Annotated in this window: 19 protein-coding genes; 5 read left to right on the forward strand and 14 right to left on the reverse strand. The window is 69.2% G+C overall.

Features of this window, described 5'->3' with window-relative positions:
* The first annotated feature begins 3 nt into the window (after positions 1–3).
* Positions 4–996 (forward strand): amidohydrolase family protein, encoded by a 993-nt coding sequence (locus tag ACIQLD_RS11620; protein WP_402608147.1) that lies wholly within the window; start codon positions 4–6, stop codon positions 994–996.
* Positions 997–1025: 29 nt separating this feature from the next.
* Entirely contained in the window at positions 1026–2315 is a 1290-nt protein-coding gene (kynU, locus tag ACIQLD_RS11625) for a kynureninase (protein WP_402608148.1), read from the forward strand.
* 106 nt (positions 2316–2421) lie between these two features.
* Here kynU and ACIQLD_RS11630 read toward each other — a convergent pair whose 3' ends face one another.
* A complete protein-coding gene (locus tag ACIQLD_RS11630; RefSeq protein WP_402608149.1) occupies positions 2422–3153 on the reverse strand; it encodes a GntR family transcriptional regulator in 732 nt (243 codons plus the stop codon).
* 346 nt (positions 3154–3499) lie between these two features.
* Between ACIQLD_RS11630 and ACIQLD_RS11635 the strand changes: the two genes are divergently transcribed.
* A complete protein-coding gene (locus tag ACIQLD_RS11635; protein ID WP_402608150.1) occupies positions 3500–7177 on the forward strand; it encodes an efflux RND transporter permease subunit in 3678 nt (1225 codons plus the stop codon).
* Positions 7178–7257: 80 nt separating this feature from the next.
* Here the strand turns inward: ACIQLD_RS11635 and ACIQLD_RS11640 are convergent, their stop codons facing one another.
* Entirely contained in the window at positions 7258–7998 is a 741-nt protein-coding gene (locus tag ACIQLD_RS11640) for an alpha/beta fold hydrolase (RefSeq protein ID WP_402608151.1), read from the reverse strand.
* A 73-nt stretch (positions 7999–8071) separates the two neighbouring features.
* On the opposite strand from ACIQLD_RS11640, the gene ACIQLD_RS11645 reads away from it, so the two are divergent.
* Positions 8072–8770, forward strand: coding sequence for a helix-turn-helix transcriptional regulator (locus ACIQLD_RS11645; RefSeq protein ID WP_402608152.1), 699 nt, complete (start codon positions 8072–8074; stop codon positions 8768–8770).
* A gap of 73 nt (positions 8771–8843) precedes the next feature.
* Here ACIQLD_RS11645 and rplI read toward each other — a convergent pair whose 3' ends face one another.
* Genes rplI through rpsF form a run of 4 tightly spaced genes read right to left on the reverse strand, consistent with a single transcriptional unit; the run spans position 8844 to position 10508 of the window.
* Positions 8844–9296: a 50S ribosomal protein L9 gene (gene rplI, locus ACIQLD_RS11650; protein WP_021201452.1), complete on the reverse strand. Its 453-nt coding sequence runs from the start codon at positions 9294–9296 to the stop codon at positions 8844–8846.
* An 11-nt stretch (positions 9297–9307) separates the two neighbouring features.
* The gene (gene rpsR, locus ACIQLD_RS11655) at positions 9308–9562 is read right to left on the reverse strand and encodes a 30S ribosomal protein S18 (protein ID WP_017829850.1); all 255 of its coding nucleotides are present in this window, start codon (positions 9560–9562) and stop codon (positions 9308–9310) included.
* 56 nt (positions 9563–9618) lie between these two features.
* Complete coding sequence (locus ACIQLD_RS11660) at positions 9619–10134, reverse strand: single-stranded DNA-binding protein (protein ID WP_021201451.1); 516 nt, start codon at positions 10132–10134, stop codon at positions 9619–9621.
* Positions 10135–10139: 5 nt separating this feature from the next.
* On the reverse strand, positions 10140–10508 hold the full coding sequence (gene rpsF / locus ACIQLD_RS11665; RefSeq protein ID WP_021201450.1) for a 30S ribosomal protein S6: 369 nt from the start codon (positions 10506–10508) through the stop codon (positions 10140–10142).
* 254 nt (positions 10509–10762) lie between these two features.
* Here rpsF and ACIQLD_RS11670 point away from each other — a divergent pair, with 254 nt between their 5' ends.
* A complete protein-coding gene (locus tag ACIQLD_RS11670) occupies positions 10763–11467 on the forward strand; it encodes a hypothetical protein (RefSeq protein WP_402608153.1) in 705 nt (234 codons plus the stop codon).
* Positions 11468–11588: 121 nt separating this feature from the next.
* Here the strand turns inward: ACIQLD_RS11670 and ACIQLD_RS11675 are convergent, their stop codons facing one another.
* From ACIQLD_RS11675 to ACIQLD_RS11710, 8 genes are all read right to left on the reverse strand, one after another.
* On the reverse strand, positions 11589–12632 hold the full coding sequence (locus ACIQLD_RS11675) for a FecCD family ABC transporter permease (protein ID WP_402608154.1): 1044 nt from the start codon (positions 12630–12632) through the stop codon (positions 11589–11591).
* Positions 12629–13660 carry a FecCD family ABC transporter permease gene (locus ACIQLD_RS11680; RefSeq protein WP_402608155.1) on the reverse strand — a complete coding sequence of 344 codons (1032 nt, stop codon included), beginning with the start codon at positions 13658–13660 and terminating at the stop codon, positions 12629–12631. The genes ACIQLD_RS11675 and ACIQLD_RS11680 overlap by 4 nt, the downstream gene beginning before the upstream one ends.
* Positions 13657–14697 carry an ABC transporter substrate-binding protein gene (locus ACIQLD_RS11685; RefSeq protein ID WP_402608156.1) on the reverse strand — a complete coding sequence of 347 codons (1041 nt, stop codon included), beginning with the start codon at positions 14695–14697 and terminating at the stop codon, positions 13657–13659. Before ACIQLD_RS11685 ends, ACIQLD_RS11680 begins: the two co-directional genes overlap by 4 nt.
* A 164-nt stretch (positions 14698–14861) precedes the next feature.
* A complete protein-coding gene (locus ACIQLD_RS11690; protein ID WP_402608157.1) occupies positions 14862–15701 on the reverse strand; it encodes an ABC transporter ATP-binding protein in 840 nt (279 codons plus the stop codon).
* Entirely contained in the window at positions 15694–16527 is an 834-nt protein-coding gene (locus ACIQLD_RS11695; protein ID WP_402608158.1) for an ABC transporter ATP-binding protein, read from the reverse strand. Before ACIQLD_RS11695 ends, ACIQLD_RS11690 begins: the two co-directional genes overlap by 8 nt.
* Positions 16524–17435 (reverse strand): ABC transporter permease, encoded by a 912-nt coding sequence (locus tag ACIQLD_RS11700; protein ID WP_402608159.1) that lies wholly within the window; start codon positions 17433–17435, stop codon positions 16524–16526. The genes ACIQLD_RS11695 and ACIQLD_RS11700 overlap by 4 nt, the downstream gene beginning before the upstream one ends.
* Positions 17432–18493, reverse strand: a complete 1062-nt coding sequence (locus tag ACIQLD_RS11705; protein ID WP_402608160.1) for an ABC transporter permease — start codon at positions 18491–18493, stop codon at positions 17432–17434. Before ACIQLD_RS11705 ends, ACIQLD_RS11700 begins: the two co-directional genes overlap by 4 nt.
* A gap of 11 nt (positions 18494–18504) precedes the next feature.
* On the reverse strand, positions 18505–20088 hold the full coding sequence (locus ACIQLD_RS11710) for an ABC transporter substrate-binding protein (protein ID WP_402608161.1): 1584 nt from the start codon (positions 20086–20088) through the stop codon (positions 18505–18507).
* Positions 20089–20230: the final 142 nt, after the last annotated feature.

Here is a 20230-nt window from a genome sequence, read left to right on the forward strand (position 1 = left end):
CCCTTGGGCACGATCGACGTCCACACGCACTTCGTGCCGAGCGCCTGGCCCGACCTGTCGACACAGGTCGGGCCGGGTGTCTGGCCGACCCTGCGCGTGGACTCAGAGCGCGAGGCGATGATCATGCTCGGCGAGACCGAGTTCCGGCGCGTCGGCGACGACTGCTGGGACGCGTCGGTGCGCCTGTCCGACATGGATGCCGACGGCGTCGAGATGCAGGTCGTCTCCCCCACGCCGCTGTTCTTCTCGTACGACAAGTCGGGTGACGAAGCCGTCAAGGTCGCGCGCATCTTCAACGATCTGGCTCTGGAGATCTGCGCCCCCGCCCCCGACCGGCTGATCCCCTTCGCGCAGGTGCCCCTGCAGGATCCGGAGGCCGCGTGCGCCGAGGCCGACCGCGCGATCGCCTCCGGCCACGCCGGCGTCGAGATCGGCAACCATGTCGGCGACCGCGACCTCGACGACGAGGGCATGGTGATGTTCCTGCAGCATTGCGCCGACAGCGGCATCCCGGTCTTCGTCCATCCGTGGGACATGCCGGGCTCGCCCCGGCTCGACCGCTGGATGGCGCGGTGGCTCACCGGTATGCCCGCCGAGACGCACCTGTCGATCATCGCGATGATCCTGGGCGGGGTGTTCGACCGCGTGCCGCCGACCCTCCGCCTGGCGTTCGCGCACGGGGGCGGTTCGTTCGCGTTCTGGCTCGGCCGGTTCGAGAACGCCTGGCTGCAGCGCCCCGACCTCATCGGCGTCAGCGAGCGGCCGCCCTCGGCCTACCTCGACCGCTTCAGCGTCGACAGCGTCGTGTTCGACCCCGTCGCCCTGCGCGTGCTGGTCGAGACCCTCGGCGCCTCGCAGGTGATGGTGGGCAGCGACTACCCCTACCCCCTGGGCGAGCGACCCGTCGGCGGTGTCGTCGACCGGGCGGACTTCCTCGACGAGGCGCAGAAGAGCGCCATCCGCCGCGACAACGCCCTGCGCTTCCTCGGGCGCTGACCCCGCACCACCTCGAACGGACCTGCCACATGAGCACCACCTCCACCCGCCCCTCCCTCGACCGTCCCGCCATCGACCGCGCGACCTGCACGGCCCTCGACGACGCCGACCCGCTGGCCTCGATGCGCGATCGCTTCGTGCTGCCCGACGGCGTGATCTACCTCGACGGCAACTCGCTCGGCGTGCTGCCGAGGCACACCGCCGCGCACCTGCAGCGCGTGATCACCGAGGAGTGGGGCACCGGCCTCATCCGCAGCTGGAACGACGCCGGGTGGTTCGCCAAGCCGCGCACGATCGGCGACCGCATCGCGCCGCTCATCGGGGCGGATGCCGGGGAGGTCGTGCTCGGCGATTCGACGTCGGCGAGCCTGTTCCAGGCCGCGGTCGCCGCGGTCCGGCTTCGCCCGGGACGACGTGTGATCGTCGCGGAGCGCGGCAACTTCCCCACCGACCTCTACATGCTCGAAGCCGTGCAGGAACTCCTCGGCGGTGGAACCCCGTTGGAGCGACGGCTCATCTCCGACGACGGACCCACCCTCGACGACGTGCTCGACGATCATGTCGCGGTGGTCGTGCTCACCCAGGTCGACTACCGCACCGGACGCATGCACGACATCGCCGAGGTCACGCGCAAGGTGCACGCCGCGGGCGCCCTCGTGGTGTGGGATCTGTGTCACAGCGTCGGTGCCGTGCCGATCGACCTGAACGCCGCCGGCGCCGACTTCGCGGTCGGCTGCACCTACAAGTACCTCAACGGCGGTCCCGGTTCTCCGTCGTTCATCTGGGCCGCCGCGCGTCACCACGACACGGCCCGCCCCGCTCTGACCGGCTGGCACGGCCACGCGCGTCCCTTCGACTTCACCGTCGACTACGCACCGGCGGCAGGGATCGAGCGTTTCCGGGTCGGCACCCCGCAGCTGCTCTCGGTGGCCGGACTCGAAGCGAGCCTCGACATCTGGGACGACGTCGACCTGGAGCTCCTCCGAGAGAAGAGCCTGCGACTGACCGAGCTCTTCATGTCGCTCGTCGACACCCGCCTCACTCCGCGCTGGGGCATCGAGCCCGTGACCCCTCGCGAATCCGCCCGTCGTGGCAGCCAGGTCTCTCTCCGGCACGAAGACGGCTACGCGGTGATGCAGGCGCTGATCGAGCGCGGGGTGATCGGCGACTTCCGCGCCCCCGACCTCATCCGCTTCGGGTTCACACCCCTCTACACCTCGTACACCGACGTGTGGGATGCGATCGATGCACTGGAAGAGGTGCTGCACAGCGAGATCTGGCGCGAACCCCGATTCGCGCGTCGCGGCACCGTCACGTGACACCCGTCACCTAGTCACACGCCTGCATGACTCCTGCCCGGATGGATGAACGGACTTGTGTGCCGCGTCATGCATCCGTGTAGGAGTCATGCATTCGCCCCAGGCGTCAGGCTCCGTCGCCGGCGGCCTCGGTCGCGGCGGCGTCGAGCAGCGCGATGACGCCGTCGCGCACGTGGTTCAGGTGCGATTCGAGTACGCGCAGGGCTTCGTCCGTGTCCCCCGCCGCGACGACGTCGATCAGCTCGCCGTGCGAGTGGTCGTGGGCGCCGGGTGACACCAGCCGCCAGCCGAGCACATAGCGCCCGAGCTTGAGCCGCAGCTGCTCGATCATCTCCCACATCACGGGGCGGGCCTCGGCGTCGTAGAGCGTCGCGTAGAACTCGGTGCGGGCCTCGACGAACTCGCCGCCCTCCGAGATGTCATCCGCGGTCTTCGCGAGTTCCTTCAGGCGACTCACCCGCTCCGGCGTGATCTCGGCCATGGCCAGGCGCAGCGCATCTTTCTCGAGCAGTGTGCGCAGGTGGTAGACCTCGGTCGCCTCCTGCACCGAGAGTGCGCGCACCATCGCGCCGCGGCGAGCATGGAAGACCACGAGGCCGTCGGCCTCGAGCTGGATCAGGGCGGAGCGGATCGGCAGTCGCGAGATGCCGATGGATTCGGCCAGCGTCTCCTGCCGCAGCTTCATCCCCGGAGGCAGGGTGCCGTCGAGGATCGCGTCGCGGATGATGTCGTAGGCCATCGCTCCGACCGACCGGTATCCGGCCCCGTGTCGCTGCGCGAGCTTCTGCAGAGCCTCGGCCCGTTCCTTGGGCGACGCGGCGTTCCCTGATTGCACCATGGAGCGACAGTATCGGATCATCGTCACGAACTCTGCATTCTGGATCCAAAATCACTCCGCGTCGTGGCTCGCCGCCGCGCCTCCGCGTTCACACGTGCCCGGACGCCCGAGTCCTCCCGCGGGGGGACGAGGATCACCCCGCGGGAGGATGCCCCGCCTCCCCCGACCCGGCAGGCTCGAACTGTCGATCGTGTCGCCGAAGCTCAGTCGCCTCTCGTCGCGCTGAGCCGGAGCCACCGGATCCGGCTCGCAGTGACGAGGGTCGGGTGACCACAGGCGGCTTCCGCGTCGCGCGTGTGCTTCTTCTTCTGCCGCCGCGACCCAGCCGAAAGCACCTCACCGCTCCATGTCGTTCCTCACACGCAGCAGTCTCAAGAACCGCCTGATCCTCTCGCTCGCGACGCTCGCCGTCGTCGCGCTCGGCCTGATATCGATGGGGTCGCTCAAGCAGGAGCTGATGCCGTCGCTCCAGGCGCCGATGGCGTTCATCTCCGCGCAGTCGCAGGGCCTCGCGCCCGAGGAGATGGCGAGCAGCGTGACCGAGCCCCTCGAGCAGGCGGTGCGAGCGGTCCCCGGCGTGACGAGCGTGACCTCGACGACGTCGAGCGGCAACGCGCAGGTCCTCGTCGAGTGGACGTTCGGCGAAGACGATGAGGAGACGCTGCGCACCATCCGCAACGCTGCCGAGTCGTTGAAGCCGAGCTTCCCGTCGGACACCGAGGTCGCGGTGGCATCCGGTGGTGCGGGCGACCTGCCGGCCATGGCGCTGAGTGCCGGCACCAGCGGCGATCAGGAGGCGTTCGGCGATGCACTGCAGCAGACCGTCGTCCCCGCGCTCAAGGGCGTGCCCGGTGTGCGCGATGTCACGCTCGCCGGCCAGGAGACGCAGCGCATCACGATCGACCTCCGCCCCGCCGACGTCACGCGTCTCAAGGTCGAGCCCTCGACGCTCGGTCCGATCCTCGAAGCACACGGCGCGGCCCTTCCTGCCGGACAGGCGGATTCTGCCGAGGGCCCCCTCTCGATCACGGTGGGGTCGCAGCTCACGACTCTGGAGGAGATCCAGGCCCTTCCGGTGCCCACGACCGACGGCGCGGTCACGGTGGCCGACTTCGCCGACGTCTCGATCGAGACCGTGCCGGCGCAGACCATCTCTCGCGTCAACGGCAAGCCGTCGCTCACGCTGCAGGTGATGCCGTCGCAGGGTGCCAACGTCGTCGACATCTCCCACGGCGTGAACGCCGAGCTCGACCGGCTCGCCCCGATCCTCGACGCCGAGTTCGTCACCATCTTCGATCAGGCCCCCTACATCGAGCAGTCGATCCACGACCTCTCCGTCGAGGGTGGGCTCGGCCTGCTCTTCGCGGTGCTCGTGATCCTCGCTTTCCTGCGTTCGTGGCGCTCGACGGTCATCGCGGCGGTGTCGATCCCGCTGTCGCTGCTGATCACCCTGGTGGGCCTGTGGTGGAGCGGGAACACCCTCAACATCCTCACCCTCGGTGCCCTCACCATCGCCATCGGACGTGTCGTCGACGACTCCATCGTGGTGATCGAGAACATCTCGAGACGCCGTGGGGACGGCCCGCTCACGATCGACGGCATCGTCGCCTCGGTGCGCCAGGTCGCCGGAGCCATCACGGCGTCGACGCTCACCACGGTCGCCGTCTTCCTGCCGATCGCCTTCGTCTCGGGCATCGCCGGCCAGCTGTTCCGACCGTTCGCCGTGACCGTCTCCATCGCACTTCTCGCCTCGCTCGTCGTCTCGCTCACGATCGTGCCGGTACTCGCATCCTGGTTCCTCAACAAGGCCCCGAAGCACCGCGCCGCAGACGCCGACGCGTCCCGCCCCGCCATGGAGGGATCGACGGACGACTCCTCCCCCGCCTCCCCCGCGACGGCTGCGGTCGGGGCTCCCGCCGCGGTGGCCGCCGCTGCTTCGCCGTCGCCCGAGAGCGAGGTGCCGTCCGAGCTCGACGAGATCCATACCGCCCCCGACCGTCTGCAGCGCACGTTCATGCCGGCGCTGAACGCGACCCGCCGGCACCCGGTGATCACCCTCGTCGCCTCCGCGCTGCTGCTCGTCGCGACGCTGGGGATGACCCCGTTCATCCAGACCGACTTCCTCGGATCGTCGGGTCAGGCGACCCTCCAGGTCGTCCAGACACCCCCGAAGGAAGCCGCAGCCGACCTGGTGGCCGCAGCCGAGCCCGTGGAGAAGACCCTCGGGAAGGTGACCGGCGTCGCCGACATCACCACCTCCATCCCTGTGCCCACTCCCGGCACCCCGGCGTCGATCTCGTACGACCTTCGGCTGAAGGACGGCGCCGACGTCGCCGAGGTCGAGTCGCAGGTGCAGACGGCGCTCGACGGACTGCCCGACAGCGGTGAGATCGACCTCGCCTCGCAGGACGCCTCTCTCGCGGGAGCCGGCGACGGCATCGACCTGCAGATCCAGGGCAACGATCCGGCGGCCCTGCGAACGGCCAGCGACCTGCTCGAGAAGCAGCTCGCCGACGCCGACGGCGTGCGTTCCGTTAAGAGCGAGCTCGCAGGCGAGCAGCCGGTGCTGCGCGTGAAGGTCGACGAACCACTGGCCGCGCGCCTCGGCTTCGACCGCGCCACGATCGCGAAGGCCGTGCAGGAGGCGCTCTCTGGCACCACGGTCGGCACCCTCATGTACGAGGGCCGGGAGCGCGACATCATCGTGCGCACCCCGGGCGCAGCGCGCACGGCCGACAAGCTCGGCGAGATCATGCTCCCGGTCACCCCGCAGCAGACCGCAGAAGCGCAGAAGGCCGCCTCGGACGCTCTTCAGGCGAAAGCGGAGGCGAAGGCCAACGAGGCCAAGGCCAAAGCAGAGAACGAGTTGAACTCGCAGATCAACACCGCCACGAAGCAGCGCGCCGAGCTCGCCGGACAGATCGGCGCCCTGAACAAGCAGCTCGCCGCGCTCTCGGCGGCACCGATCGTCCCCGAAGACCCCCTGAGCCCGGATGATGAGGCGGTACTCAAAGCGCAGACCGAGCGCGCCGAGCAGCTCGCAGCGCTGCAGAGTGCGATCGAGGGGGCCCAGTCCGGCGTCAAGGCGGCGGACGAACAGATCAAGGCGCTGCGCCAGAGCCGCAGCGACGCCGCGACTCAGCAGGCCGAAGCCGAAGCCGCCGAGGCCGAGCAGAAGGCCGCGACCGAGGTCACGGGTACGGCGATCCCGCTCGCCGCGATCGCGACCGTCGAGGAGGAGCTCACGGCGCCGACCATCACGCGCGCCGAGGGAGAGCGTCAGGTCACCTTGACCGTGACCCCGGAGAAGGGTGGGCTGACAGCCGCGAGCCGGGCGATCGACAAGGCGATCGCCGACACCGATCTGCCGGCGGGAGTCACCTTCCAGCAGGGGGGCGCCTCCGCGCAGCAGGATGAGGCTTTCAGCCAGCTCGGGCTGGCCATGCTGGCCGCCATCGTGCTCGTGCTGCTGGTGATGGTGGCGACGTTCCGCAACTTCCGCGGCCCCCTCGTGCTCCTCATCTCGATCCCGTTCGCGGCGACCGGCGCGATCCTCGGCCTGCTCCTCACCGGAACCCCGATGGGTCTTCCTGCCCTGATCGGACTGCTGATGCTCATCGGCATCGTGGTGACGAACGCCATCGTGCTCATGGATCTCGTGAACCGCCTGCGTGGGGCCGGGGCGAGTCTCGACGAGGCAGTGGAGCACGGCACACGCCTGCGCCTGCGCCCGATCCTGATGACGGCGGCCGCGACCGTGTTCGCGCTGGTACCGATGTCGCTCGGGCTCACCGGCGGCGGCGTGTTCATCTCGAAGCCGCTCGCGATCGTCGTGATCGGCGGCCTGGTGTCGTCGACCCTGCTCACCCTGGTCCTGGTGCCGGTGCTCTACACGCTCGTGGAGCGCAGCAGGGATCGCCGGATCGCGAAGCGCACCGAGCGTCGGGCTCGGCGCAAGGAGCGTCGTGCCGCATCGGCCGAGACGTCGAACGACATCTTCGAAGTCGCGGCCGACAGGGAGTAGCGACATCCGTGCATTCTCCCGTCAGCGTGCGCGATGGTGCCGGTGCGGGCGCGTGCGGGGGGGGTGCCGGTGCAAGGGGTTCAGCGGCCGCGCGATGCTGCCATGTGGATCTGCTCGGCGAGATCGCCGGGGCGGCTCCACATGGGCCAGTGCCCCGTCGGGAGGTCGACGACGTCGAGGTGTTCGAGCGTCGCCACCTCGGCGAACATGGGATGACCTGCGCGCGCAAGCTCGAGCAGTTGCGCGCTCGGGATCGAGCAGCAGATCAGAGTGGTCGCGATCGTGCGACGCTCGTCGTTCGCGAGTTCGACGGGCTGGCGCAGCACCGGGCCCGGCTCGGGGACGGCTCGCTGACGGAAACGCTCGAGCGCTTGCGGAGTCAGGCCGTCGAGGCTGGCCTGCTGCGCGAGGACATCGAACGGCGGTAGCGGAAGCTCGTCCACCTCTTCCGGGAGCTCGGGAGCGAAGACACTGCCCGACGCGACCGGTCCGGAGTCGACCCACACCACACGATCGACCAGCGCCGGGTGCCTGTCGAGCACGAGACTGAGGGGCGAGTTCGCCCCGCTGTGGGCGACGACGACCGCGGGCTGCTCGGCGGAGGCCCCGAGGCGGAAGAGCTGCTCGCGGATCGCGTCGGCCTGATCCTCGAGGGTCCTCGTCGCACGCGCGGGGTCGGTTGCGTCGAGACCCGGCAGCGTCATCGCGACCGCGCGAGACTCGTCGGCGCCCAGGTGTTCGAGGACCTCGTCCCACGCCCACGCGCCCAGCCAATGGCCCGCGATGAGAAGGATGGTCGGACTGCTCGTCGTCTGTGTCATGCGACCAGCTTCCTCCGTGGTGCGGGCAGGAGTGTGTCACTATCTATGACATGAATTTGTCGCGGAGGGAACGGTGAAGCGCGCAGAGCGCCTGCATGCTCTGTCGGAGATGCTGCGTCGGAGCGGGTCGCGGGGCTGCTCTGCCGAACGGCTGGCCCGGGAGTTCGAAGTCTCCGTGCGCACCGTCAAACGCGACCTGGCCGCGCTCGAGCGCAGTGGCGCACCGTTGTGGTCGCGCCCGGGCCCCGGCGGTGGTTACGGGCTGGCTGCGGCGGCATCCCTGCCGCCGGTCAGCCTCTCCCCCGCGCAGGCCGTGGCGCTCATGGCGGCCGTGTCCGCCGCGCCCGATGCCCCCTACGCCGACTCGGCGACAGCGGGCGTGCGGAAGATCCTCGACGTCCTCGATCCCCGCACCCGCGCACGAGCCGACGAACTCGCCCACCGCGTCTGGGTCGACACGGCACCCGCCCCCTCACGCGCGATCAGATCGGCACTGGAGGAGGGCATGGCCGACCAGCGAGTGGTACGCATCCGCTACACCGCAGCAGACGGGAGCACCACCACGCGCGATGTCGAACCCGTGCTGTTCGCCTCGACGAACGGCCAGTGGTATCTGGTCGGATGGTGCCGGCTGCGCGACGCCATGCGGTGGTTCACCGTGTCACGCGTCGAGAGGGCCAGCGTGACGGCCGCGGCCTGCAGCGGCCATACCGTCGAGGAAGTCGGAGAACCCCCGGCGAATGCCCGACCGGTGCACGGTCGCAGCGGGTGAGCCGACGACCCGTCGTCGCGAGGAATGCAGAACGCCCCCTGTCCCGAAGGACAGGGGGCGTTCTCGACGTGCCTTACTTGGCGGCGACGACCTGCAGCGTGATCACTGCGGTGACGTCGTCGTGCAGACGCACGGTCGCCTCGTGCTCACCGGTCACCTTGATGGGCGACGGGATGTGCACCTTGCGCTTGTCGATCGAGCCCAGGCCGGCGGCTGCGACAGCATCCGCGACGTGGTCCGTCTTGACGGAGCCGAAGAGACGACCCTCCTTGCCGGCCTTGACCGTGAGGCGCACCTTGGTGCCCTCGAGAGCGTTCTTCAGTGCGACAGCGTCGTCACGATCGTGGATCGCGCGTGCCTGACGCGCGGCCTGGATCGATGCGACCTGCTTTTCGCCACCGCGGGTCCACGCCGTAGCGAAGCCCTGCGGGATGAGGAAGTTGCGGGCGTACCCGTTCTTGACCTCGACCACGTCACCGGCGCTACCGAGCCCGGCGACCTCGTTCGTGAGAATCAGCTTTGCCATCTCGATACCCCTTACCGGCCGGCGCCAGCGTAGGGCAGGAGCGCCATTTCGCGCGCGTTCTTGATCGCCGTGGCGATCAGACGCTGCTCCTGCACCGAGACACCGGTGATACGACGGGCACGGATCTTGCCGCGCTCCGAGACGAACTTGCGAAGGGTGGCGACATCCTTGTAATCGATGACACCGACCCGGATGGACTTCGCGGGAGCGGTGGGCTTGCCACCCTTCCGCGGCTTGCGGCGGTCGCCGCTCGACTTTCCAGCCATAGTTTTTCCTTAGTGATGAGCGGATGCCGGCCGAGTGGGCCGGATCCAGAAGTTGTTCAGAACGGGGTGTCGTCGCCGAAGCTGCCGGGAGTGCTCCAGGCATCCGCGCTGGTCGACGAACCGGGTGTGGACCACGGCTCTTCCGACACCTGCTGCTGCGCGGGACGAGACTGTCCACCGCCGCCGGCACCGCCGGCACCGCCGGTCGAGGCCGCACGGGTGACCTGCGCGGTCGCGTACCGGAGCGAGGGGCCGATCTCGTCGACCTCCAACTCGATCGCGGTGCGCTGGTTGCCCTCGCGGTCCTGGTAGGAGCGCTGACGCAGACGGCCCTGCGCGATGACGCGCATGCCCTTCGTCAGCGAACCCGCCACGTGCTCGGCGAACTCGCGCCACACGGATGCACGGAGGAACAGCGCATCGCCGTCCTTCCACTCATTCGCGGCACGGTCGAAGTTCCGAGGCGTCGATGCGATGGTGAAGTTCGCCACCGGCAGCCCGTTCTGCGTGTAGCGCAGCTCGGGGTCGGCCGTGAGGTTTCCCACCACGGTGATGACGGTTTCGCCGGCCATGAGGCTTAAGCCTTCGCAGCCTTGGCGGCCTTGCGGGCAGCCTTCTCTTCGGAGCGCTTGGCCTCGGAAGCGATCATCGCCTGAGCCTCTTCAGCGCGGAGCACCTTGGTGCGCATGATCTGCTCGTTCAGCTTCAGCTGACGGTCGAGCTCCTGCGTGGCGGCGCTGGTCGCGGTGAAGTTGACGACGGCGTAGATGCCCTCGGTCTTCTTCTGGATCTCGTATGCGAGACGGCGCTTTCCCCAGATGTCGACGTTCTCGATAGAGCCACCATCGTTGGTGATGACCTTCAGGAACTTGTCGAGCGTCGGGGCGACCTGGCGCTCGTCGATCTCGGGGGTCAGAATGACCATGAGTTCGTACTGGTGCGTCACTTACCCACCTCCTTCGGACTAGAACGGCTCTCGGGACTTTCCCGGGAGCAGGAGGGTGTGTGCACGTGCCCGCCTCTGGAATCCCGAATGGACGCCGCAAGGCAGACAACCTCGACAGTCTAGCGGAATCGCGCAGTCGCCGCGAATGACGTCCGACACAGCGGTTGCGAGTGGCGCGAACGTCGGCGGTGTTTGGCATGCTGGAAAGAGTGCCCGATGACGGTCATCGGGCATTCGACCAGAGGGGGGACGCGATGCGCGTCAACAAATGGGGGGTCGGCGTCGTTCTCGCCGCCGCCGTGCTGCTCACCGGATGCTCGGGGAACGGGTCAGACACGACCGCCGAGAAGAAGCCCAGTTCCGGGGCATCGCAGGAGGCGGAAGCGCCGAAGACAGACTGCCCCGAGCTGAAGGAGGGCGCGACCGTCGACGGCTCCGTGCTGGCGGAGTGCGTCACCGCGGCGATGACCGACACCGCCGGATTCTCGGCGACGATGACGACTCTGGGCATGGAGTCGACCACTCGCTACAACCCGGCCGACAAGGCCGTCGAGACCAGCACCAGCTTCGGCTCGGTCATCGTGATCGGCGACGACGCCTGGGTCAAGTCCACCACGGGCGAGTGGCAGGTCGCCGACGAGAACTCCTCCGACCAGGAGATCAGCACGCTCAGCACCGCGGCGAAGGCCGTCAACGCCTCTGATCCGATGGGGGTGGCCGACACGCTCTCCGGCGAGTACACGGTCACCGGTACCGGCTCGCGCCTGGGCCAGGACGTCTACCTGCTCAGCGGCACGTCCGAGTCGCAGGGAACGACCGTCACGATGGTCTTCGAGCTCACGAGCGATTATGTGGTGCTCGCGGCCAACGCCTCGACCGAGGTCGAGGGCCAGAAGATCGAGAGCGTCCAGGAAGTCACCGAGTGGGACGTGAAGCAGGACATCGTCGCACCGCTGTGATCCGGAGCTGAGAGTGCGGGCCGGGGCTGTGGCCTCGGCCCGCAGTGCGTTGCACCGCTCCGTGTCGACGCCGGTCGGTGGCGGCTCGGTTGGTACGCGGCCGGCTCGGTACGCGGACAGCTCAGTACCGGCGCCGAGCGGTCCGCACGACGAGGAAGATCAGGTACACGCCGCCGAGGACCAGGGTCACCACCCCGACGGGCAGCGCGTGACCTGGCACGAGGTTCTGTCCGATGATGTCGGCCAGCGAGAGCAGCATGGCGCCCATCAGCGCGGTCGCCACGAGGTGCGCCGTGCCGTTCTTCGCGACGAGCCGCGCCAGATGCGGCGCCGCGAGCGAGATGAACGCGATGGGTCCCATCACGGCGGTGACAACGCCCGTCAGGCCGACCGCGATCGCGACGAGTCCGATCTTGGCGAAGCCCATGCGTCCGCCGAGGCTGGCGCCCAGGTCGTCGCCGAGCTCGATGAGTCGCAGACCGCGACGGGCCAGCAGCAGCACGACGATCAGCACCGACACGACGAGCAGAGGCAGCGCGGCCTGCTTCCACCCGACGCCGTTGAGCGAACCGGCGCCCCAGATCGCAGCGGAGACGGCGACCTCGAGCCGCGCCCGCAGCAGCATCCAGGCGTTGAGCGCGGCGAGCACGGCGCTCACCCCGATTCCGACGATGACGATCCGGTAGCCGAGGGACCCGCGACCGGCGACCAGCAGGGCGACCAGGGCGGCCGTGGCGAAGCCGCCGAGGATCGCGCCGATCGCCACTGTGAGCCCTGATCCACCGCCGGTGGTCATGATGATCAGCGCCCCCGTGTAGGCACCGGTCGTGAGACCGATCACGTCGGGGCTGCCGAGCGGGTTGCGTGTGATGGTCTGGAAGACCGTGCCGGAGAGCGCGAGCGCCGCCCCGAAGACGACCGCGGCGAGCGCGCGCGGCAGTCGCCAGTCGACGACCACCATGCGCACGCCGCCCTGTGTCTCGAACAGGGCCTGGATGACGCGGATCGGCGAGAGCACGGTGTCGCCGATCGACAGGCTCGCGAGGAACGAGGCGAGCACCGCTGCGCCGAGAAGCCCCATCGCCCAGCGGCTGCGGCGGCCGAGGGAACGGCGGGCGCGGCGGATGTCCGCGTTGCGGAAGCCCGTCCGGGTCGGGGCGTTCACATCTGCACCGGGTTCCTGCGGCGGCCGATCCAGATCAGGAATGGCGCGGCGATGAAGGCCATCACGATGCCCACCGGCACTTCCTGCGGTGCGATGATGACGCGCCCGACGACGTCGCCGAGAACCATCACGATCGCCCCGATCACGGCCGACAGCGGCACGACGGCTTTCTGCGATGGACCCACGATCCCTCGCGCGATATGAGGCGCCGCGAGGCCGAGGAACGCGATCGGTCCCGCCACCGCCGTGGCCGTGCCGGCGAGAAGCGTCACTGAGGCGACGGCGCCCGTGCGGAGAGGGCCGATCCGCACCCCGAGTGCCGCAGCCGTGTCGTCGCCGAGGGCGAGCAGGTTGAGGCTCCGCGTCATGAGCTGAGCCAGCACGAGTCCGAGCGCGATCGCGGGGCCGGCGACGAGGAGGATCGAGAGGTCGCGTCCGGCCAGCGCTCCGGACTCCCAGCTGCGCATGTGCAGGAACGCGGTCGGGTTCAGCAGCACGAGGGCGGTGGTGATGCCGCCGAGCACCGCGGCCAGGGCGACCCCGGAGAGCACCAGCGTCACGGGGCTGCCACCACCGGCCGCACCGAGCAGCACGACGCCGATGGTCGCGATCAGGGCGCCGACGAGCGCGAACGCCATGAGCTGAGGGAAGGCGTTGATGCCGAGAGCCGCGACGGCGATGGCGACCGCGACCGAGGCGCCGGCGTTGACGCCGAGGATTCCGGGGTCGGCGAGCGCGTTGCGGGTGAGTCCCTGCATCACCGCACCTGCCGCGCCGAGGGCGAGGCCGACGACGAGACCGAGCACCGTGCGCGGGATGCGCGACTCGCGGACGACGAGCTGCAGATCGCTCCCGTCGAAGTCGGTGATCGCGCGAAGCACCGCGTCGAGGCCGACGAGCTTCGTCCCGACGGTCAGCCCGATGCCGGTCGCGGTGCACAGCGCGAGCAGGGAGAGCACGACGACGAGCGCAGTCCGCCCGGCGGATGATCGGCGCGGACCGCGACTCGTGCGCGTGCTCTGGGTCACTCCGCCGTGCGGGCGGGCCCGTTCCCGGCGACGGCCTCGGTGAGGGCCGGCACCAGGGCGTCGAGCACGTAGGGCAGGCTGAGCGGCGAGGTGAAGTAGATCGCCCCGGCGGTGACCCCGTCGGTATAGACGACCGACTTGTTCTTCATCGCATCGATCGCGGTGACGAAGGCCTCCCCCTCGAGCGCCGTGATGTCATCCTCACTCTCGGTGCCCCAGATGAGCACATCGGCGGCGTTGAGCACGTCGAGGTTCTCGACCGGGATGTACGCCTGACCGCCCGAGGCGTCGGCCGGCGCGTATGCGTCGATCTCCGAGGGGATCGTGAAGCCGAGCCCGCTGAGGAAATCGGTGCTCAGACCGTCCTGGTAGGCGATCGCGGCACCGTCGTAGATCGCGTTCTGGAGGAAGACGGCCGATGTGCCGGCGAACGCCGGGTTGGCGGCGGCGGCCTCAGCGAACTTCGCGTCGATGTCGTCGACGAGCTTCTGCGCCTCGTCCGTCATCCCCACGGCTTCACCGATCTGCAGCGTCTGCACATCCCACGGCTCGAAGTACATCGAGTAGTCGCCCGAGTGCGCGACCGTGGGCGCGATGTCGGACAGTCGGTCGTAGTCCTCCTCCGTCAGTCCGGCGTTCGTGCCGATGATGAGGTCGGGGTCGAGCAGGGCGATGGCTTCGAAGTCCAGACCGTCGCTCGTCGTGAGCACCTCGGGTTCGGAGTCGCCGCGCGCCTCATCGGCCCAGGGCCACGAGGCGAAGTCGTAGTCGCCGTACCAGTCGGTCACGCCGACGGGCTCGAGTCCGAGTGCCCAGAGCGTGTCCTGCTCGGTGTATCCGACCGAGACGATGCGCTGCGGCTGAGCGGAGACGGTGGTCTCTCCGTATGCATGCTCGACCGTGACGGGGAAGGCGTCGGGGTCGCCGGCTGGAGCGCTGCCGGTGCTGTCGGCCGCGGGGCTGCACGACGTGAGCGCGGCTGCGGTCACAACGCCGGCGAGGAGGGCGGTGATCGCCTTCGAGCGGGTAAGAGGCATGGGGGTACCGTTCGTTGAGCTAAGGGTTGCCTAAGCTTACCCACCTCGAATGCTCGGAACGCAAGTGAAAACGGAGACGATCCGATCACGACGCGGGGTGTCGGTCTACGACACTCCGCGGGATGATCGGGTCGTCTCCGTTTCGGAGGAGAAGGCGAGCGGCCTCAGTACATGACGGGCGGGATCTCCGCCCACACCGTGCGGTCATCGACCGAGGGTGCTGCGGGGATGCGGCCGGCACCGTCGGGCTCGGGGATCGCCGCGAGCAGGGCCTGGGTATAGGGATGCCGCGGTGCCGCCCAGAGCTGATCGGTCGGCCCCGACTCGAGCACGCGTCCGCCGAACATCACGAACGTACGGTCGGCGATGCGGCGCACCACGGCGAGGTCGTGCGAGATGAACAGCATCCCCGCCCCCGACTCCGCCACCAGATCGTGCATGAGACCGGCGACACTCGTCTGCGTGGAGGCGTCGAGCGCCGAGATCGGTTCATCCGCGACGAGCAGCGACGGCCGGGCGGCCAGGGCCCTGGCGATCGCGATGCGCTGCTTCTGCCCGCCGGAGAACTGGTGCGGGAAGCGCGTGCTCACGGTGGTCGGCAGCCCGACGCGCTCGAGCCACTCGTCCACGGTCGATCCTTCGGCACCCCGCGCGCGGGCGGTGGCGATGCCGTCCGCGATCTGGTCGCCCACGCGACGCCGCGGGTTCAGCGAGGTCGCAGGATCCTGGAACACCATCTGGATGCCGGTGAGGGCGATCGAACGACGGCGGATCCCGAGCGGCGACACGGGCGCGTCGCGGAAGAGCACGGTCCCCGCGGCGGTCTTCTCGATGCCGACGACGGCGCGGGCGAGGCTGGACTTGCCGCTGCCGGACTCGCCGACGAGCGCGACGGTCTCACCGGCCGCGACGCTGATCGACACGCCGTTCACGGCGATCACGGGCGGGTTGCCCGGGTAGCGCACGACCACATCCTGCGCGTCGAGGACTGCGACCTCACTCATCTGCGGCCTGCCCTTCCGGTGCCTCGTCGATGCGCGAACCCGGCAGGGCCGCGAGCAGCATGCGGGTGTACTCGTGCTGGGGATCGCGGAACAGCGTCTCGCGATCGGCGAGCTCCACGATCCGACCGTCCTTCATGACGGCCACCGTGTCGGCGATCGCGCTCATCACGCCCAGATCGTGCGTCACGAGGAGCACGGCGAGGTTGCGTTCGATCGCGAGGTCGCGCAGCAGCTTCAGGATGCCGGCCTGCACCGTGACGTCGAGTGCGGTGGTGGGCTCATCAGCCAGAAGCACTTCGGGGTCGCAGGCCAGGGCGCAGGCGATCGCGATGCGCTGACGCTGGCCGCCCGAGAACTGATGCGGGTAGCGCTTCAGCGCCTCGGCGGGGTTGGGCACCTGCACGGTCTCGAGCAACTCGACCGCCCGCGCCCGTGCGGCGGCGCCCTTGAGCCCCAGGTGCACACGCATGTGATCGGTGAGCTGGCGTCCGACCGGCAGCTGCGGATGCAGCGAGGCCGACGGATCCTGGAACACCATCGCGATGCGCTTGCCGCGCACCCGGTTGAGGGCGCGACGGCGCAGCCCCACCAGCTCTTCGCCACCGAGCAGGATCGATCCGCCGGTCCGTGCCTGCCGAGGCAGCAGCCCCAGCACGGCGAGCGAGGTGAGGGTCTTGCCCGAACCCGATTCCCCGGCGAGACCGTGGATGCGTCCGGCCTCGAGCTCGAGCGAGACGCCCTTGACGAGCGGACGCCCGATGTCGATCGTCAGGTCGCGGATGCTGAGCGTCGACGACTGCCGCGCGGCAGCGCTCTGCGCACTCATGCGGCCACCCCCGTCGCCGAGGCCTTGTGCTCGGCGGCCTTCTCGTGCGTGATCTCGGCCGTCGGGTCGAGCACGTCGCGCATCGCGTCTCCGAGGAAGTTGAAGGCCAGCACCACGGTCAGGATCGCGAGGCCGGGGAAGACCCCGAGCCACCAGGCGTCGAAGTTCTGCATCGCGCCCGAGATCATCGACCCCCACTCGGCGGTGGGCGGTTGAGCGCCGAGACCGAGGAAGGAGAGACCGGAGAGGAGCAGGATCGCCGCACCGATGTCGAGCGTCGCGAGCACCAGGACGGGGCCGGCGATGTTCGGGAGGATGTCGACGAACAGCGTGCGGGCGGGCGAGTGCCCGAGCAGGCGGCCCGCGATCACGTAGTTCTGACCCCGGAGCCCCAGCACGATGCTGCGAGTGACGCGCGAGTACTGCGGCCACGACACCACGATGGCGGCGATCACCGCGTTGAACAGCGACGGTCCGAGCGAGGCGGCGACCACCATCGCCAGGATCACGGTCGGGAAGGCCATGAACAGGTCGGTGATGCGCATCAGCGTCTCGTCGACCCAGCCGCCGAAGTATCCGGCGAGCGCACCGATGAGCGTGCCGATGATCATGGCGGCGATCACGAGCATGAGAGCCAGCGGGAGGCTCACGGTGGCTCCGGTCATCAGACGCGAGAAGATGTCGCGGCCGTTGCCGTCGGTGCCCAGCAGCGTGTCGATCCCCGGGGGCTGCAGACGCGGCAGCACCTGCGCGTTCGGCGGATACGGGACCCACCACTGCGCGGTGAAGGCCACGATGATCCAGGCGCCGGCGATGACGGTGCCGATGATGCCCAGGGGTGTGCGCCAGGCGCGGGGCCAGCGGAAGCGGAAGCGCCCGGCCGGGGAGGCGGCGGCGATGCGGCTCATGCGATCCTCACTCTCGGGTCGAGCACGCCGTAGAGCAGGTCGACGATGAAGTTGATGAGGAGGTAGATGATGCCGACCACGAGTCCGACGCCCATGATGCCGGGCAGGTCGAGGTTCGCGGCGGAGTTGTAGGCGTAGGTGCCGAGCCCAGGCCAGGCGAACACCGACTCGACGAGCACGGTGCCCGAGAGCAGTGCCCCGAACGCGACGCCGACCACAGTGAGGATCGGCAGCGAGGCGCCGCGCAGCACGTAGTCGAGGATCACGCGCATCGCCGGGAGACCCTTGGCGCGGGCGGCGCGCACATAGTCACTGCCGAGCACCTCGAGCACCGAGGTGCGGATGAAGCGGGTCAGCAGCCCGATGGTCACAAGCGAGAGCACCATGACGGGAAGAGCCAGGTGCGCGAGGGCGTCGAAGAAGCCGACGGCGTCTCCGTTCAGCAGGTAGTCGACCGTGTAGAGCCCGGTCACGCGCGGCGGCGGCGTGATCGACGGCGAGATGCGACCGGAACCCGGTGCGATGCGCAGCTCGAGGAAGAAGACGTAGAAGCTGACGAGCGCCAGCCAGAACGTCGGCACGCTGAGGCCGACCAGGGTCACCACCCGGATGACCTGGTCGGTGACGAGTCCGCGGCGGTAGGCGGCGAGCGTGCCGAGCACGATGCTGACCGCGAGGCTGACGATGATCGCGCCGATCGCGATCTCGATGGTGGCGGGCACCGCGGTGGCGAGGTCGCTGGTGACCGGGCGTCCGGTCACCAGCGACGTGCCGAGGTCCCCGCGCAGCAGGTTCCCCATATAGATGAAGTACTGCACGAACAGCGGCTGGTCGAGACCGTGCTCCTTGATGAACGCGTCGCGCGTCGCCGGGTTCTGCGACGCACCCTCACCGAGCGCGGCCGAGACCGGGTCTCCCGGCACCAGGTTGGTGAGCGCGAACGTGACGATCGTCACGCCCACCAACAGGAGCAGGGAGGTGCCGGCCCGCCGCAGCAGGTATCCGATCAGAGGCGACCGGCGCCGTTGCGCCTGCCTCTGCACCGCCACTGTCGTCATGGGAGGTCCGTTCAGCCGGCCGGCGTGATCTCGGCGATGTCCATCTCCCAGACGGAGTTGTACACCGCACCCTTCACGCTGTCCGCAGAGGAGATGTTGCGGCCGGGAACGATCAGCGGCACGAACGGCCCCTCGGCCTGCATGGCCTCGGCGAAGTCGGTGAAGGCGGCCGTGCGCTGGTCGGGGTCGGTCGCGGCGGCAGCACCCGCGGCGATACCGGCGATCTCCGGGTTGGCCTCGGCGGCCCAGCCGGCACGGAGGCCGACCTTCAGACCCGGGGCGAAGGGCAGGAAGTTCGCGGAGTCCGCGTAGTCCGGACCCCAGAACCACAGGCCGAAGCCCTCAGTGCCGTTGACGTAGGCGTCGAGCTCGGTCGCGAAGGGGGCCGGGGCGAGGTCGACCGTGATGCCTGCGTCTTCGAGCTGCGCCTGCACGCGCTCGGCGAGCGGGGTGAACTCCACGCCGCCGACCGGGTAGTCGTTCGGGAACTGCAGCTTGAGCGTCTGGCCCGTGTAGCCGGCCTCGGCCAGCGCGGCCTTCGCCTTGTCGAGGTCCTGCTTCACGCCGCTGTCGAGCGCACCCTCGAATCCGGGAGGGATGACGCCGGTCGCCTGCACGGAGCCGGCACCGGCCAGCTCCAGCAGCGCGTCGTAGTCGAGCGCGTAGCGGATCGCCTCGGCGATCTTGACGTTCGCCAGGTCGCCGGCGACGGCCGAGGACTGGTTCAGCAGCAGGAAGATCGTCTGCCCGGACGGGACGGAGTCGACGGTGATGTCGTCACCGAGGCCGGCGACCTGGTCGCCGTTCAAGTCCATCGCGACCATCGAGTCGCCGCCCTTGAGGTTGGCGAGCTGGGTCGCGCTCTCCGAGACGTTGCGGACGACCACGCGCTTGTAGTCGGACGCCTCGTCACCGTTGTACTCGTCGTTCTTGGTCAGCACGACCTGCGAGCTGAGGTCGAGGGTGTCGAGCACGAAGGGACCGGAGCCGGCGGAGGCGCCGTCGAGGAACTTCTGTGCCGAGTCGGTGCCGTCGATCGCACCGCCGTTCTCGATCACGACGTCGGAGTTGACGATGCCGAGCGCCGGGTTCGCGAGGATCGCGGGCAGCTGCAGGAGCGGGGTCTCGGACGTGAACTGGATCGTCTTGTCGTCGACCTCGGTGATGGTGAGGCCGCCGAGGAGGAAGTTGGGCTTGGCGTCTTCCATGCCCTGGATGCGCTGCAGCGAGAACACGACGTCCTTCGCCTCGATCGGCGAGCCGTCCGAGAAGACGCGGTCGCCGTCGAGCGTGAAGGTGAACTCGGTCGCCTCGTCGTTCTGCTCCCACGAAGCCAGTCCAGGAACCGGGGTCGACACGTCGGAGCCCTCGAAGTCGACGAGGGTCTCGTACAGGGCCTTCGCGATCATGTTGCCGGTCGGGTCGTACGTGTGACCCGGGTCGGTGGTCTCGATCGAGAACGCGGTGTCGATGACGAGGGAGTCGGAACCGGACTGGCCACCGCCGGTCGCCGAGTTCCCTCCCGAGCAACCTGCGAGCGCGAGGAGAGCAGCGGCTCCGAGCGCGATGACCGGCGTGATACGGCGTGACGACATGAGGGCCTCCAGAGGCGAGGAGTACATTCGGGTGAGCCGCCACCGATGTGGACGACCGTGGATCAGATTCGCATCATATGCGACGATGTGTCCAGCAAGAGTGGGTCACCTCGACACGCTCTGTCCAGAACCTCGGATGTGA

It is taken from the genome of Microbacterium sp. NPDC091662 (genome assembly GCF_044756705.1).
In the GTDB taxonomy this organism is placed as follows: Bacteria; Actinomycetota; Actinomycetes; order Actinomycetales; family Microbacteriaceae; genus Microbacterium.

Excerpts from the sequence above, each read along its gene's own strand:
- kynU (WP_402608148.1), top strand. The coding sequence starts at position 1,026 with ATGAGCACCACCTCCACCCGCCCCTCCCTCGACCGTCCCGCCATCGAC.
- ACIQLD_RS11630 (WP_402608149.1), bottom strand. The coding sequence starts at position 3,153 with ATGGTGCAATCAGGGAACGCCGCGTCGCCCAAGGAACGGGCCGAGGCT.
- ACIQLD_RS11635 (WP_402608150.1), top strand. The coding sequence starts at position 3,500 with ATGTCGTTCCTCACACGCAGCAGTCTCAAGAACCGCCTGATCCTCTCG.
- ACIQLD_RS11640 (WP_402608151.1), bottom strand. The coding sequence starts at position 7,998 with ATGACACAGACGACGAGCAGTCCGACCATCCTTCTCATCGCGGGCCAT.
- rplI (WP_021201452.1), bottom strand. The coding sequence starts at position 9,296 with ATGGCAAAGCTGATTCTCACGAACGAGGTCGCCGGGCTCGGTAGCGCC.
- rpsR (WP_017829850.1), bottom strand. The coding sequence starts at position 9,562 with ATGGCTGGAAAGTCGAGCGGCGACCGCCGCAAGCCGCGGAAGGGTGGC.
- ACIQLD_RS11660 (WP_021201451.1), bottom strand. The coding sequence starts at position 10,134 with ATGGCCGGCGAAACCGTCATCACCGTGGTGGGAAACCTCACGGCCGAC.
- ACIQLD_RS11670 (WP_402608153.1), top strand. The coding sequence starts at position 10,763 with ATGCGCGTCAACAAATGGGGGGTCGGCGTCGTTCTCGCCGCCGCCGTG.
- ACIQLD_RS11685 (WP_402608156.1), bottom strand. The coding sequence starts at position 14,697 with ATGCCTCTTACCCGCTCGAAGGCGATCACCGCCCTCCTCGCCGGCGTT.
- ACIQLD_RS11690 (WP_402608157.1), bottom strand. The coding sequence starts at position 15,701 with ATGAGTGAGGTCGCAGTCCTCGACGCGCAGGATGTGGTCGTGCGCTAC.
- ACIQLD_RS11695 (WP_402608158.1), bottom strand. The coding sequence starts at position 16,527 with ATGAGTGCGCAGAGCGCTGCCGCGCGGCAGTCGTCGACGCTCAGCATC.
- ACIQLD_RS11700 (WP_402608159.1), bottom strand. The coding sequence starts at position 17,435 with ATGAGCCGCATCGCCGCCGCCTCCCCGGCCGGGCGCTTCCGCTTCCGC.
- ACIQLD_RS11705 (WP_402608160.1), bottom strand. The coding sequence starts at position 18,493 with ATGACGACAGTGGCGGTGCAGAGGCAGGCGCAACGGCGCCGGTCGCCT.
- ACIQLD_RS11710 (WP_402608161.1), bottom strand. The coding sequence starts at position 20,088 with ATGTCGTCACGCCGTATCACGCCGGTCATCGCGCTCGGAGCCGCTGCT.